13 protein-coding genes are annotated in these 14,115 nt (G+C 58.4%); 7 read left to right on the top strand and 6 right to left on the bottom strand.

Going from position 1 to position 14,115, the window contains the following annotated elements; translation table 11 throughout:
- Nucleotides 1-12: 12 nt before the first annotated feature.
- From HDF08_RS08170 to recN, 5 genes are all read right to left on the bottom strand, one after another.
- Nucleotides 13-459, bottom strand: a complete 447-nt coding sequence (locus HDF08_RS08170) for a hypothetical protein (protein ID WP_179637987.1) — start codon at nt 457-459, stop codon at nt 13-15.
- A gap of 5 nt (nt 460-464) precedes the next feature.
- Nucleotides 465-1,604: an adenosyl-hopene transferase HpnH gene (gene hpnH / locus HDF08_RS08165; RefSeq protein WP_179637986.1), complete on the bottom strand. Its 1,140-nt coding sequence runs from the start codon at nt 1,602-1,604 to the stop codon at nt 465-467.
- A gap of 56 nt (nt 1,605-1,660) precedes the next feature.
- Complete coding sequence (gene shc, locus HDF08_RS08160) at nt 1,661-3,685, bottom strand: squalene--hopene cyclase (RefSeq protein WP_179637985.1); 2,025 nt, start codon at nt 3,683-3,685, stop codon at nt 1,661-1,663.
- 29 nt (nt 3,686-3,714) lie between these two features.
- Nucleotides 3,715-4,728, bottom strand: coding sequence for a 4-hydroxy-3-methylbut-2-enyl diphosphate reductase (locus HDF08_RS08155; RefSeq protein ID WP_179637984.1), 1,014 nt, complete (start codon nt 4,726-4,728; stop codon nt 3,715-3,717).
- Nucleotides 4,729-5,098: 370 nt separating this feature from the next.
- The gene (recN, locus tag HDF08_RS08150; RefSeq protein WP_179638883.1) at nt 5,099-6,793 is read right to left on the bottom strand and encodes a DNA repair protein RecN; all 1,695 of its coding nucleotides are present in this window, start codon (nt 6,791-6,793) and stop codon (nt 5,099-5,101) included.
- A gap of 166 nt (nt 6,794-6,959) precedes the next feature.
- On the opposite strand from recN, the gene HDF08_RS08145 reads away from it, so the two are divergent.
- The 6 genes from HDF08_RS08145 to HDF08_RS08120 all read left to right on the top strand — a co-directional run bounded on the left by HDF08_RS08145 (nt 6,960) and on the right by HDF08_RS08120 (nt 12,429).
- Complete coding sequence (locus HDF08_RS08145; RefSeq protein ID WP_179637983.1) at nt 6,960-7,751, top strand: MotA/TolQ/ExbB proton channel family protein; 792 nt, start codon at nt 6,960-6,962, stop codon at nt 7,749-7,751.
- Nucleotides 7,752-7,753: 2 nt separating this feature from the next.
- Nucleotides 7,754-8,167 (top strand): ExbD/TolR family protein, encoded by a 414-nt coding sequence (locus tag HDF08_RS08140; RefSeq protein WP_179637982.1) that lies wholly within the window; start codon nt 7,754-7,756, stop codon nt 8,165-8,167.
- Between the two features lie 82 nt (nt 8,168-8,249).
- A complete protein-coding gene (locus HDF08_RS08135) occupies nt 8,250-8,972 on the top strand; it encodes an energy transducer TonB family protein (RefSeq protein ID WP_373563140.1) in 723 nt (240 codons plus the stop codon).
- 94 nt (nt 8,973-9,066) lie between these two features.
- A complete protein-coding gene (locus tag HDF08_RS08130) occupies nt 9,067-10,437 on the top strand; it encodes a DPP IV N-terminal domain-containing protein (RefSeq protein ID WP_179637980.1) in 1,371 nt (456 codons plus the stop codon).
- Nucleotides 10,438-10,515: 78 nt separating this feature from the next.
- The gene (locus HDF08_RS08125) at nt 10,516-11,280 is read left to right on the top strand and encodes an OmpA family protein (RefSeq protein ID WP_257030918.1); all 765 of its coding nucleotides are present in this window, start codon (nt 10,516-10,518) and stop codon (nt 11,278-11,280) included.
- A gap of 147 nt (nt 11,281-11,427) precedes the next feature.
- Nucleotides 11,428-12,429 (top strand): tetratricopeptide repeat protein, encoded by a 1,002-nt coding sequence (locus HDF08_RS08120; RefSeq protein ID WP_179637979.1) that lies wholly within the window; start codon nt 11,428-11,430, stop codon nt 12,427-12,429.
- 2 nt (nt 12,430-12,431) lie between these two features.
- On the opposite strand, the gene HDF08_RS08115 is transcribed toward HDF08_RS08120, so the two are convergent.
- Complete coding sequence (locus HDF08_RS08115) at nt 12,432-13,490, bottom strand: dihydrodipicolinate synthase family protein (RefSeq protein WP_179637978.1); 1,059 nt, start codon at nt 13,488-13,490, stop codon at nt 12,432-12,434.
- A 122-nt stretch (nt 13,491-13,612) separates the two neighbouring features.
- On the opposite strand from HDF08_RS08115, the gene HDF08_RS08110 reads away from it, so the two are divergent.
- Nucleotides 13,613-14,098: a hypothetical protein gene (locus tag HDF08_RS08110; RefSeq protein WP_179637977.1), complete on the top strand. Its 486-nt coding sequence runs from the start codon at nt 13,613-13,615 to the stop codon at nt 14,096-14,098.
- Nucleotides 14,099-14,115: the final 17 nt, after the last annotated feature.

The following is a 14,115-nucleotide window of genomic DNA, read 5'->3' as shown; positions in this document are numbered from 1 at the left end:
CCGACTGCGGTCTTAGTCCAGCTTCTCCGGCTCGATCTGGATGTTCTGTTCGCCGGCTGCCTTCTTCTCCCAGTACTTCTTCACCCACGCTTCGAAGGTCTTGCCCGCCGCCGTATCGCGGCCACTGAACGCAATCGCCGCAATGTCCGCGTAAGTGATACTTACCTTCGTCTTCTCATTCACTGGAAGAATTCGTACAAACGAATCAGCGAGGGAGGCACCTGTCCGTCGATCGAAAAGATAGCCAATCACTTGAGACCCATCTTTACGAGTAACTGTAATATCGCCGCGATAGTCAAATGCCTTCTCCAACGCCTCGGTGATCTCTTGATCGGTCGCAAGCGTCGGAATCCAGCCTTCAAGTTGTTCACGGTCGCGACCCGCAATGTGCTCGAGTTCGTCCGCACTCTGATGCCGCAACTGTTCGATCTTCAGATGTTCCTGTTGTTCTGTTGCCATGACACCTAGTCTCCTGAGATCGATTGCAGTTCTGTCTTCGTTGTCCCGACTGGAGCTTGAATCTGAATCAGCGGACTCGCATGCTCCGGCCGCCACTCGTTAAGCAGCTTTTGTGCGCCCTCATCAGGGTAGAGAGACGAAAACATATACCTCTTGGCCGTGGTCAGAAAGCCCTTCAGAGAGCCAAAGTTATAGTCCACCGCAGAAGCTTCGTGTCCGGAGTGCACCATGCAGTTCGCGCACTGGGGATTACCGCTCTTTGCGCCGTAGTTCTCCCACTTTGTGGAGTCCAGCAGCTCTTGAAAGGTATCCGCATAGCCATCCTGCAGCAGGTAGCATGGCTTTTGCCAGCCGAAGATGCTGAAAGTCGGCATTCCCCACGGAGTGCATTCAAAGTTCTGCTTCCCCATCAAAAATTCGGAAAAGAGGGGGTGAGTATTGAACTCCCACTCTTTCTTACGATTGGAGAGTATGGCGCGAAACATTCTGCGAGACTTCGCCTTGCCGAGAAAGTGATTCTGATCCGGCGCCTTATCGTAGGTGTAGCCAGGCGATACCATCATGCTTTCAACGCCGGCTGCCATCATCTCGTCGAAGTGGGCACGAACACTATTCGGATCTGCCCCGTCGAACAAGGTGGTGTTGGTCGTAACGCGGAAACCAGCCGCAACCGCAGCCCTTACGCCCTCCATCGCAATATCGTATCCACCTTCGCGGCAAACCGAAAAGTCGTGATGCTCGCGCTGACCATCCACATGAACTGAAAAAGAAAGATACTTGCTTGGCTTGAACAAGTGCAGCTTCTCTTTCAAAAGCAGAGCATTGGTGCACATATAAACGTACTTCTTGCGCGCTACCAATCCGGCAACGATCTCGGGCATCTGAGGATGCAGCAACGGTTCCCCACCGGGAATCGAAACCATCGGCGTCCCGCACTCTTCCACAGCCTTGAAGCAATCCTCTGGCGAAAGCTCCGACTTTAGAATGTGCGCCGGATACTGAATCTTTCCGCAGCCGGCGCACGCCAGGTTGCAGCGAAACAGCGGCTCCAGCATTAGCACGAGCGGATACTTCTTCCGGCCCATCAGCTTCTGCTTCAAAACATAAGTTGCAACCGTCCAGGCTTGCGAGACTGGCACTGCCATCGATGTCTCCTCCAGATAAACTTCCGAATAAATTCTTTACGCGCGGCTTACTGAGTTTAGTGAGCCGTACCGCTCTGCATAGCACGTTCGTAGGTCGTCAACGCCAGCAGCGGGAAGTACTGTTTGTAAAGGTGGTATCCAAGATAAAACACACGCGGGAACCCCGTGCCTGTGTAGTAGCTCTCACCATTGCGTCCGGGAACAAGCTCATCCCAGCTTCCATCTTCATGCTGGCGATCTACCAGCCAGCGAATACCCTTCGCCACAGAATCAGAACGCGTATCTCCGGCAGCGAGCAATCCAAGCACAGCCCACGCCGTCTGCGAGGGTGTACTCGGTCCAATGCCACGCTGGTTCGGATCGTCGTAGGTGCCGCAGGTCTCTCCCCAGCCGCCATCCGCATTCTGCACCATGCGAATCCATTCGGCCGCCTGCTGCACAGCTGGCTCGTGATTCCAGAAGCCCATCGCCTCAAGTCCGCGCAGCACCAGGAACGTCCCGTAGAGATAGTTGACGCCCCAACGCCCAAACCAGCTGCCATCAGACTCCTGCTCCTTCAGAATGAACTGAATAGCTTTCTCTACACGAGGATCGCTTCTATTAACTCCATACAGCGCCAGCATCTCCAACATGCGACCGGTAATGTCGACTGTCGGCGGATCAAGCATCGCGTTATGGTCCGCAAACGGGATGTACTGAAAGATCATCTTGGTGTTGTCGCGATCAAAACTTGCCCAGCCACCGTTCTTACACTGCATCGCCCAAATCCAGTTCAGGGCGCGCTGGCAGGCATCATACTGATATCGTTCCCGCGGATTATCCACGCAATTGAGCGCAAGAAGAACCTGCCCCGTATCATCCACATCCGGATAAAACTCGTTGTTAAACTCGAAGTACCAACCGCCCGGCTCAACATTCTTGACCTTCTCCGCCCAGTCGCCTTTTTGACGCACTTCCTTCGACAGGATCCAATCCGCAGCCTTTAACATGCGCGAATCGTCTCTGCGAACGCCCGCTTCACCAAGCGCATACATAGCCTGAGCTGTGTCCCACACGGGCGGAAAACAGGGCTGCATGCGAAATGTAGGCGTCGAATAGTCGTCCGTGCCATCAGGACAATCGATACCAAGCTTCTCAAACTCATCGAGCGCACGAATCAACTGAGGATCATCTACTGAGCGCCCCAGGCACCGCAGAGCCACGATCGAATTCAACATGGCAGGATATATCGCGCCCAGTCCATCAGACTTCTCAAACCGCTCCAGCATCCAGGCCTCGGCCCGCTTCAGTGCCACCTTACGCAATGGCCGAATGTGAACCCGCTCGGCCAAATGCATCACCCGATCTACGGCAAGAAAGAAGTTGCGCCAGCCAAACGGCTTTTTCTTATCCCAGCGAAGATGCAGATTGGCATTCTCGCGCCCGCCAACAAAAAGCTCCTCGATCCCCTGCTCCGGCGCGAGCTTTTTGAACGGTTTCTTCGCATAGATGATCGACAGCGGAACAAGAATGCCGCGCGACCACGAAGAGATCTCATAGATATTGAAGTAGCACCAGTTTGGAAAGAGAACAATCTCCGGCGGAATCGCGGGCACGGCGTCGTAGTCGTACTGCCCTAGAGCACACAGATAGATCTTCGTAAAAGTGTTGCACTCGACGACTCCACCATGTGCAAGCACCCACTCACGAGCCTTCACCAGCACTGGATGATCCTTCGACCATCCCATCAGCTTCAGAGCAAGATAAGCCTTGACCCCGTAGCTGATATTGGACGGTCCACCCGGAAACAACCCCCAGCCTCCGTCGTCGTTCTGGTGTCGAAGAATCTCATTGATCGCGCGTTCCATCCGGCCCGGTTCGCCGGTGCCCAGCAGCGTATGCATGAAGATATAGTCAGACTCCAGCATGCTGTCTGCTTCGAGCTCGCCGCACCAGTACCCGTCTGGATGTTGCTGCGCAAAGAGCCAGTCCTTGGCCCGCGCAACACCCTGCGTAATACGATCCAGTCCAACATCCATCCGGCCAAAACGCGGCTGGGCCGGATGATCAACGCCCTTCGGATTACTTGCAGATATACCCATGAAAAACAAACTCTCTGTTACGAAACTAGTTACCGGTTTACTGGTGGAGCAGATGCAATCGCCTGAACGATCTCCGGAGGCAAACCAAAGCGCACGTTCTCCGGCATCACTTCAACCTCATCGACGGAGCCATAGCCCATCGTCTGCAGATATTCGACGACATCCTTGACAAGAACCTCAGGAGCCGAAGCGCCAGCTGTCACAGCAACTGTATCGACACCATCAAGCCACTCCGGCCGAATAGCATCTGCCGTATCGATCAGATACGAATTCGTATCCAGATTCTTCGAAACCTCGACCAAACGGTTGGAGTTGGAGCTGTTTGTCGATCCGACAACCAGCACCAGATCCGCTCCATGAGCAACGTTCTTCACCGCAACCTGCCGGTTCTCCGTTGCGTAGCAGATATCCTGTGAGTGCGGCCCAACGATATTCGGATACTTGTTCTTGAGCGCCTGGATCATATCCCGGGCCTCATCGAGCGACAGCGTCGTCTGCGTCAGATACGCCACACGATTCGGATCCGGCACAACCAGGTCCGCAACCTCCTGCACCGTCGAAACCACCTGGGTCACATCCGGAGCCTCACCCTGCGTGCCCTCAATCTCGTCATGGTCACGATGCCCGATCAGCACCAGTGAGTACCCCTGCTTGGCAAACTTGATCGCCTCCACGTGAACCTTCGTCACCAGCGGGCAGGTCGCATCCACCACCTTCAACCCGCGTTCCTTCGCCCGGTCGCGAACCGCCGGCGAAACTCCATGAGCCGAGTAAATCACCCGAGCGCCCTCTGGAACCTCGTCAAGTTCGTTGACAAAGATTGCGCCCTTCTTCGCCAGGTCGGTCACAACATAGCTGTTATGAACAATCTCTTTGCGAACATAGATCGGAGCGCCAAAGGTCTCCAGCGCAATCTGCACGATATCGATCGCACGCACTACGCCGGCACAGAAGCCGCGAGGCTTGAGGAGGAGAACCCGCTTAGTTTTCGTTTTGTTGCCGCTCTCGGTTCCAGCAGCGTGGTCAAGGGTGGTTGTAATCACGTCCCTAGTATACCGCGTTCAACCCTGTCTTAGCACAGAATTGAACCATTCTAGGTGCAACATAACAAGCCAAGAAAGCAACAAAAGCCGCACAAATAATGGAACCTTTTAAGCTCCCCGGCATCGTCCAATCGCGCCAAAACCCTAAAGCTTTTGGCCAGCGCAGGCCGGGTGTCCGCAATCGCATTGCAGCTTCGTCTCACCCTTCGCAGTTTCACAATAAGCAGAACAGTACTTCTGCCCTTCAGGCGGCGTACAGAGACAACCCTCCATAGCGCACTTATTCGAATCGTTTGACATCGCTCATCCTCCTGAATCGCATCTCCTCACTCGGATGCGTACGCCGTCTTACAAGATGTGCGGCCAAAAATCAGCGGCTGCTCTCCAGCAAATGTGCTGCATGCTTGAGGCTGGTCTCCGTCAACTTCGCCCCACTCAACATGCGCGCAATCTCCTGCGTTCGCTCTGAGTCCTCCATGCGGCGAACCTCAGTCTGGGTGCGTCCACGCTTCTCCGTTTTTTCGATCAGAAAGTGCTGATCCCCAAACGCCGCAATCTGCGGCAGATGGGTAATACACAACACCTGCTGGCCTTTGGACAACGTCTTCAGCTTTCGCCCAACCGCCTCCGCCGCCCGTCCGCCGATGCCGATATCGATCTCGTCAAACACCAACGTCCGTGGCAGAACCGACTTCTTCTTCCTCCCCGCCCCACCCGACGCCGCCTCCTCCACAGTCACCTTCAGCGCCAGCATCACCCGCGACATCTCACCACCCGAAGCAATCTCATGCAGCGGTTTCATCGGCTCCCCGGCATTAGTCGCGATCAGACACTCTACCTGATCCCAGCCATGCGCGGTCCAGCTCTCCGTCGACTTCTCCGCGGTCACGCGCACATGAAACCGCGTGCTCATGGCAAGATCGTTGATCTGCGCCTCCGCCAGCTTCTCCAGTCTCTTCGCAGCCTCTGTACGCCCAGCGGTAAGCTTCGCCGCAACAACCCTATAGGCCTCCGCGTCCTTCTCCTGCTTAACCTTAAGTTCCACCAGCAGCGCATCGCGATTCTCAACCTCAGCCAACTGGCGCGCCGCCTCCGCACCAAAGTCGATAACCTCTTTCAAGCTCTGCCCATACTTTCGCTTCAACCGATCAAGCGCAGCCAGCCGATCTTCAATCTCCTCCAACCGCCCCGGCGCAGCGTGAACATTGTCGGCAAAGTCCCGCACCTCGGCATCGACATCTTCCACGATCGCCTTCGCCGCAACTAACTGTTGCGCAGGCTCCTGAAACCGCGCATCGTACCGCGCCAACTCCTCCACATGCTTCAAAGCCGCACCCAGCGCGCCCTCCGCAGAGCTCTCCGACTCATAGAGCAGCTCATGCGCGCTCATCGCCGCCGTATAAAGCTTCTCAGCATTTCCCAGCACCCGCTTCTCCGCTTCGAGCTGAACATCTTCGTCCTCAGCACTCAGTCCGGCCTGATCGATCTCTCTGCTCTGAAACCGCCACAGATCCGCCATCCGCAAACGGTCCTGCTCAGCAGACTGCAACTCATCCAGCTTGTCCGTAGTCGCACGCCACGCAGCAAACGCCTCCGTCACACCATCCACGCTTACCGCACCAAAGCGATCCAGCAAAATACGTTGCTGCGCCTGGTCGAACGAGCCCATCGTCTCCCCCTGCGAGTGCACCAGCGCAAGCTCAGGCGCAAGCTGTCGCAACACGCCAACCGTCGCTGGCTGATTATTCACAAACACCCGCCCCTTGCCGCTAACCAGGATCTCGCGTCGCAGCAAAAGATGATCCGACTCACTGTCGATCCCATTCGCCTCAAGAATCGCAGCCGCTCCCTGGGTCAGTTCGAAGACGCAACTGACCACCGCCTTCTCTTCCCCATGACGAACAAAATCAGCCGAGGCCTTCCCCCCCAGCAATAGTGCCAAGGCATCGATCAGAATCGACTTCCCCGCGCCCGTCTCGCCAGTCAGCAGGTTAAGGCCCAGCCCGAACGTAGCGACCGCACGGTCGATCACAGCATAGTTTTCCGCTCGCAACTCCAGCAGCATAGGGCCCTCAGGCAAACACGTATCGCGAGAATAGCAAACCTCACCCCCAACTATCGTTTACACCTGAAACACCCTAGAGATCCGCACCACAGAAGGTGCTCCAACCCGATTGCCAGCCACATTTGCCTCAACCACGATTTACACTAAACACTGGTACACAACAACTATGGTCTGGACCCTTTCGTTAGCTCTTTACTTTTTCCAGGAAGACCCCTCCGCCGCTGCACCCCCCGCGGCCTCCAACACCAGCGCCCTGCTGGAGATGATCCACAACAGCGGCCCTGTCGCATTCGCCGTCCTGGTCATCCTGCTTATCGCCAGCATCTTCTCCTGGGCCATCATGTTTTCCAAGTGGTCCAGCTTCAGCAGAGCCCACACTCAGAGCCAGCGCTTCGTCCGCGCCTTTCGCAAATCGACTCGCCTCAGCGAAATCGCCGCCGTAGCCGACCAGTTCAAGCCCAGCCCACTTGTCGCCGTCTTCACGGAGATTCACGACGAGTACCAGCGCCAGAACGGCGGACGCGGCCTTCCCCGCAACCCCGTTGCACTCGAACGCGCCGCCCAGACCGCCTCGAGCGAAGCCCTCACCACGATGGAGAGCCGCATGACCTGGCTCGCCACCATCGCCGCCATCGCTCCCTTCATCGGCCTCTTCGGCACCGTCATGGGCATCATCGACGCCTTCCACGGCCTCGGCACCGCAGGTGCCGCAACCCTCCGCGCCGTCGCCCCTGGCATCTCGGAGGCCCTCATCACCACCGCCGCAGGCCTCGTCGTCGCCATCCCCGCCGTCGTCGGCTACAACCAGCTCACTGCACGTCTCCGCGAGTTTGGTGCGCGTATGGATGACTTCGGTCGCGAGCTTCTCAACGCCATCGAAAACGCAGCCATGATCACTCCCAGCCAGCCCCAACCGCCCCAGCCGCAGCCCGAAGAGATCCGCCGGAGGACCTTCTAGCGATGGCCTTCTCTGCAAAAGGACGCACCCAGACCGCGCTCGCCGAGATCAACATCACGCCGCTGGTCGACGTCGTTCTTGTGCTCCTGCTCATCTTCATGCTCACCGCGCCAGTTCTCCAGTCCGGTGTCGAGGTCGCGATCCCCAAGACGCGCTCCGTCAACCAGCTCACCGAAGAGCGCATGGTCGTCACTATCGACCGCGAGCAGAACGTCTTCCTGCAGGACAAGCCCGTCAACGTCAACCAGCTCCCCACGCTGCTAAGATCCACCGGCAAAGCCGACCCCGCCAAGCGCATCATCTACCTGCGAGCCGACGAACGCGTGCCCTTCGGCGCCTTCGCCTCAGTCATGGATGCGGTCAAGCAGGCCGGCATCACCAACATCAGCATCGTCACCCAGCCGATCCAGAAGTGAGGAGGGTGACATAAATACATCTCTCACAATCGGTCGCGACAGCAATCCCGACAAGCTCGGCGCAAACTTCGTCGGCTCCATCGTGCTGCACGGACTCATCGCTGCCGTCATACTGGGCTGGGCCTTCATCTTCCACACCCGAGGCCACGACTGGGGCGAGAACGCCTCAAATGCAGGAGCCATCCAGGCCACCATGGTCTCCTCGCTCCCGCTTCCGCCCACACAACGCACCCTTGATACCGGCGTCCTCACCTCGGAGGCCCCAAGCCCCGCCCCCGTCATTACCAAAGAGAGAACTGAACCTCCGCCATCTCCCAACGAAGTGGCGATCCCCGAAAAGATCACCAAGCCCATCAAAGAGGCTGAAAAACCCACGCCCGCGCCGCCAAAACACATCCAGCCCGTCACCCCTCCGCCCACTAAAGCAGTCACCGGCGAAACCGCAGGTGTCCGCATCGCGCAATCGACGCTGGAGGTAAAAAACGGCACCGCCAGTGTCTCGGTCGAAGACCGCACCTTCGGCCAGCGCTTCGCCTACTACGTCAACATCGTCAACAGCAAAGTCGCGCAGAACTGGTACACCGCAGAGGCCGACCCGCGCACCTCCATCGGCAAAAGCACAACCATCATCTTCGACATCAATCGCGAAGGCGTCCCCTCCAACGCCCGCATCGAGACGCCCAGCGGCTCCCCCTCGCTCGACCTCTCCGCCATGCGAGCCGTTCAACGTGTCGACGGCTTCGGTCCCCTGCCGCAAGGCGATCACATCACCGTCGAATACACCTTCCACCTTCATCCCCAGTAAAAGCTTCGTTTTCAAGGAGTGTTTCTTTTGATTCTCCTTGACAACTGCCCGAAGACACCCCGTCCTGACGATTTTGCGTCTAACATAGAACAGAATGCATAGACAGAAACGTACGCCGTTCCTCCGGCACGCCTACCTTTGTCGTCTTGGAGTTCTTCTCCTTCTTCTCGTTGGCGCCTCCGCTCTGCAGGCGCAGGAAGGCTTCAAGACTGAAACCTCCAGCGGAGTCTCCAACATCCGCATCGCCGTCGCAGACTTCAAACCTGCCTCAGCAGATCCGCAAACCTCTGCCTTCAAGCACACCTTCGATTCAACCCTCTTCGCCGATCTCTCGAACGCAGGCATCTTCGACATCGTCTCCAAGAGCCTCCTCCCCCAATCCACCCCCGGCGCGCCCGCCGAGATGAGTATTCAGCAGTGGGCCAACGCCCCGACCTCCGCCGCCATGGTGGCCTTTGGCAACTTCAGCGTTCAAGGCAACAGAATCACCTGTAACGGCTTCCTCTTCGACGCCAAAAATATTCAGTACCCGCAGGTGCTCGCCAAGCAGTACAACGAGGACGCCAGCGACGACGCAGCCCGCCAGATCGCCCATCGCTTCGCCGACGAGATCATCTTCCGTCTCAGCGGGGGCAGCCAGGGTATCGCCGAATCAAAGATCTTCTACGTCAAGCTCACCGGCGCCGACAAAGAGATCTGGCAGATGGACTACGACGGAGCCAACCAGCACCCTCTCACCCACCTCGGCACCATCTCGATCTCCCCACGCATCTCGCCCGACAACTCCCGCCTAGCCTTCTCTTCCCTCGGTCGCGACGGCTTTCAGATCCGCATGTTCTCCCTCGTCCTTAACCGTATGGTGAACTTCTCCTCAGCCGGCGGCACCAACCTCTCCCCGGCATGGTCCCCCAACGGCAAGGACATCGCCTTCTCATCCTCCCGCAGCGGCGACCCCGAGATCTGGATCTCCGACACCAACGGAGGTTCCTCCCGCCGCGTCACCAGCTTCCGCGGCCCCGACGTCTCACCCGTCTTCAACCCACGCTCCGGCTCTCAGATCGCCTGGATCAGCGGACGCACCAATCTCCCCCAGCTCTACGTCATGGACACCGACGGATCCAACGTCCAGCGTATGACCGACGGCGGATATGCCACTTCGCCTTCATGGTCGCCTAACGGACAGTTCCTCACCTTCGCATGGGATCGCAAATACGGCCCCGGCGCACCTGGTGGACAGGATATCTACGTCATGGAGATCGCCACCAAACGCTGGATTCAACTCACCCACGATGGCGGTCGTTGCGACTTCCCTTCGTGGTCCCCGGACGGCCGCCACATCGTCTACGCCAACTCCCCCGACGGCAGAGCCACCCATATGAAGATCATGACCATGCTGGCCGACGGCACGCAAAAGCATGAGCTCACCGGCGCCGGCGCAGATATGCCCAACTGGAGTTGGAAGTAACAGCTTTTTATCGTCTCTGCGGAAACGCTTCGCAGGAAACTTGATCTTTGCACTATTACCGTTGGCAGGAGACAACAAATGAACGCGATGCAAATAGGAATTCGCAAGACCTTGGTGATTGCAGCAACTCTCATCTCCATAGGCGCCGTCACCGGCTGCCACAAGAAAGCCAGCGGGATCGACCCCAACGCGCTCGGGCCCGCGCCTGCTCCTCCCGCTGCCGCGCCCACCGCCACCATCACCGCCGATCCCCTCGCCATCGACCTTGGTCAATCTGTCATCCTCAACTGGCGCACCCAGAACGCCGCCACGGTCTCTATCGATAGCATCGGCGACGTCGCCACTAACGGCACCCAGACCGTCTCCCCATCCACCTCCACCAACTTCCATCTCACTGCTAAAGGTGACGGTGGCACCACCGAAGCTAACGTCCGCGTAACCGTTCGTGTCCCCGTAGCGCCTGCTGCTCCTCCGGCAGATACCGACATGGGCAGCGAAGCAGCCTTCCACCAGAACGTTCAGGATGTCTTCTTCGACTACGACAGCTACGATCTTCGTCCCGACGCAGTTGCAGCGACAACCCGGGCAGCCGCTTACCTCACAGTTCATCCCGCTATTAAGGTCGTCATTGGGGGATACTGCGACGATCGCGGCTCTGCAGAGTACAACCTCGCCTTAGGCGAGAACCGCGCCAACGCCGCACGCACCGCTTTGGTGAACTCCGGTGTGCCGGCCAGCCGCCTCCGCGTCATCAGTTACGGAAAAGAAAAGCAGTTCTGCACCGAAGAAAACGAAAGCTGCTGGCAGCAAAACCGCCGCGCTCAGTTCTCCCTCGACCGCTAACCACATTGCATCCCGATTCCAAACCACCCTTCCCCTGTCCTGAATCAAGGACAGGGGTTTCTGCTAACCTGACCCCACTCTTTCAGCTCCCGTGCACTCCACCGCCCGGAGGGCCGACCAAAAGACAGAAAGCCGAGTGCCTCTGACATGATCAAACCAAAGCAGCACCATCTCCGTAAGTTCCTCTCCCCGGCAATCCCATTAGCCGCTCTCCTCGCGGCCATCCTATTCTGTGCAGCCCCAGCCTTCGCTGTCAGCAAGGACATGGTGCAGCTTCAAACCCAGATCCAGGAGCTGCAGGACGCCATAGCTCGCCTTCAGCAGTCTAACGACGAGCGCATGGGCGCCATGAAAGACCTCATCCAACAAAGTGCCGACTCCATCAACAAGATGGGCGCAAACGTCGACGTCATGCGCAAGCAGCTACAGACCCAGCAGGAGGCGCAGGGCGGGAAGGTCGACCAGGTCTCCGGTCAGATTCAGTCCCTCAACGACTCCGTCGACGAGATCAAGGCCCGCATCGCAACCCTCCAGAAGCTCATGCAGGACGTTCAAAACCAGCAGCAATCAATGAGCGCCGGCATGCCCCAGCCGACTGGCTCCCCGGCCCCGCCGCCCTCAAACCCAGCTCCGCTCACAACGCCCAGCCCGGCCTCCACCCTCCCGGCCAACCCTGCCTCCGGTCCCAACGGGAAAAGAGTCAAACCGTCAGCAAACGTCCCACAGGCAACCGACAGCCCCGGCCCCGCCGTACCACCCGCCGACGAACTCTACAAGACCGCCCTCGGCGACTACATGGCCGCCAAATATCCCCTCGCCTCCTCCGAGTTCGGCGACGTCGTCAAGTACTACCCCGACAATCCCCTCTCAGGAAATTCCTTCTACTACCAGGCGGAGATCAACTATCGCGACGGCCACTACCCCGCTGCCATCAAGGCCTATGATGCCGTCCTCGAGCAGTATCCCGACAGCAACAAGGTCCCCGCCTCTCACCTTCACAAGGGCATCGCCCTCTTCAACCTCAAGGAGAACGAAGCCGGTACCCGCGAGCTCCGCACCCTCATCCAGCGCTTCCCCAACTCGCCCGAGTCCATGCAGGCCCGCAGCAAACTCAGCGGAATGGGCATCCCCGTCACACCGAAACGCTAGCCTTAGTTCCGCATCCCCTGCATCAAAGCCTCAATCTCGGCTCGCTCGTCCCCGCCAAGCGCCAGCAAAGGTAGACGCGGCCTCCCTCCAAAGTACCCATTCAAGTCACACCCAAATTTGATACCCGCAACTCCCATCTGCCTTTCAATCCTGGCCGCAACCTCCTGCAGCCGAACCTGCTTCTCCCGCGCCAACCCCTCATCGCCATCCTTCCACGCCGCCAGCACCTCGTAGCAGGCCTGCGGAGCCGCCGCCGCAAACACTGGCATCGCGCCAACCGCGCCACCGCTCAAACCTTCCAGCATCCCATCCGTGCTGCCAGCCAGCCGTTGAAATCCCACCACCTTCGTTCGCGTCTTCGTCACCGTCTTCGTGGCCGTCGCCACCGCAGGCATCCCATCCATCAACTCAGTGGCTAGGATCAAATCTTTCGCCTCCGCACCCTCACTTCGACTCTGCATCCTCCCGGTCACCGCTGCGAACACGGCAGTCACAGTCACATCTCGCTTGTAATTCGCAGTCCCCGCCTTGATCGATTCCACCCGAGCACCGTCCCCCGAACCATCCACCATTCCAAGAATCTTCGAGTGCCCCGCCAGCTCGATTACAACCTCGGCAGGCAGCGCAGCTCCATCCTCCGCCGCAGAGCTGGACAACACCACCGGCAGCGCTGACCGGTCACTTACCGCTTGAAAGTAAGCCAGCAGCTCCTTCCTCCGCTCCCCGTTACCTCGGAGCATCGAAGGCCGCCTCACCAGCACCGCATCATAGCCAAACTCCGCAGCCGACTCCACCAGCTCCAGCGTCCCCGCCACGCTATCGCGAGACACTCCAGCGATCAGCACCTTCTCTGGCGCAGCTGCAGCCGACACACTCCGCAACACGTGCCGCGTCTCCTCTTCACTCAGCAGAGTCGGCTCTCCCACCTCGCTCAGCGCAACCAGCCCCGCGGCCGGCGTCTTCGAGTAGCGTGCCACATTGTGTTCCAGCTTATGAAGATTGAGGCGTCCGTCAGGATAGAACGGTGTAGTCAGCGGTAGTTGAAGCCCATCGAGCAGCATCTCTCTATTCTAAAAGCGAATGTCCAAACCATGCGATGAACCCGCAATCTCATACCCCGAAAGACGTAACAAACAAGCCGTCTCGACGAAACCCTATTGCAGTAATCTAGCTCTTGGTGCCCATGACCAACGGACGAGACATCCCGCAGGGTAAATCTCTAGGCGACCTCGGCCGCGAAGCCTCTTGGTTTCTCACCCACACCCTCATCGCCGTCCTCATGCTTGCGAGTGTCATCGTCGTCCTCTCTCTCAATCATCCAGACCCGGACTCAGCCAACCCCAAGCTGCTCGCCACCATCCTGGCCGCCCTCGTTCCCATGCTTGGCGGAGCCATCGTCACGCGCCTCCTGCAAAACGACATCGCACCTTACACCTGGATCTCCGGCCTCGTCATCTTCTCTATCGTCTGTGTCTGGGTGCTCGACCTGCCCACCGGCAAAGGCCTCTGCGAGAACTGCGGCGCAGTCGAAAAACTCTGGCGCACCTTCTTCACCTTCCACCACGGCAGCGGGCTCATGGGCGGGGACGGCCTCCTCATCGGCACTTGGCTCCCCCTCTCCATGATCAGCTACGCCATCGGCGCAAAGTTCGCCATGGATCCCTACTAGCCCCCTACTAAACCACC

Source organism: Tunturiibacter empetritectus (assembly GCF_013410875.1).
Classification (GTDB): domain Bacteria; phylum Acidobacteriota; class Terriglobia; order Terriglobales; family Acidobacteriaceae; genus Edaphobacter; species Edaphobacter empetritectus.
Note: the sequence above shows the minus strand (reverse complement) of the source record. Positions and strands in the feature narration are given on the sequence as shown.

What these genes read in the sequence shown, in the direction of transcription:
- HDF08_RS08110 (WP_179637977.1), top strand. Translation starts at nt 13,613, where the DNA reads ATGACCAACGGACGAGACATCCCGCAGGGTAAATCTCTAGGCGACCTC.
- HDF08_RS08125 (WP_257030918.1), top strand. Translation starts at nt 10,516, where the DNA reads ATGAACGCGATGCAAATAGGAATTCGCAAGACCTTGGTGATTGCAGCA.
- recN (WP_179638883.1), bottom strand. Translation starts at nt 6,793, where the DNA reads ATGCTGCTGGAGTTGCGAGCGGAAAACTATGCTGTGATCGACCGTGCG.
- HDF08_RS08120 (WP_179637979.1), top strand. Translation starts at nt 11,428, where the DNA reads ATGATCAAACCAAAGCAGCACCATCTCCGTAAGTTCCTCTCCCCGGCA.
- HDF08_RS08115 (WP_179637978.1), bottom strand. Translation starts at nt 13,490, where the DNA reads ATGCTGCTCGATGGGCTTCAACTACCGCTGACTACACCGTTCTATCCT.
- HDF08_RS08140 (WP_179637982.1), top strand. Translation starts at nt 7,754, where the DNA reads ATGGCCTTCTCTGCAAAAGGACGCACCCAGACCGCGCTCGCCGAGATC.
- hpnH (WP_179637986.1), bottom strand. Translation starts at nt 1,604, where the DNA reads ATGGCAGTGCCAGTCTCGCAAGCCTGGACGGTTGCAACTTATGTTTTG.
- HDF08_RS08145 (WP_179637983.1), top strand. Translation starts at nt 6,960, where the DNA reads ATGGTCTGGACCCTTTCGTTAGCTCTTTACTTTTTCCAGGAAGACCCC.
- HDF08_RS08170 (WP_179637987.1), bottom strand. Translation starts at nt 459, where the DNA reads ATGGCAACAGAACAACAGGAACATCTGAAGATCGAACAGTTGCGGCAT.
- HDF08_RS08130 (WP_179637980.1), top strand. Translation starts at nt 9,067, where the DNA reads ATGCATAGACAGAAACGTACGCCGTTCCTCCGGCACGCCTACCTTTGT.
- shc (WP_179637985.1), bottom strand. Translation starts at nt 3,685, where the DNA reads ATGGGTATATCTGCAAGTAATCCGAAGGGCGTTGATCATCCGGCCCAG.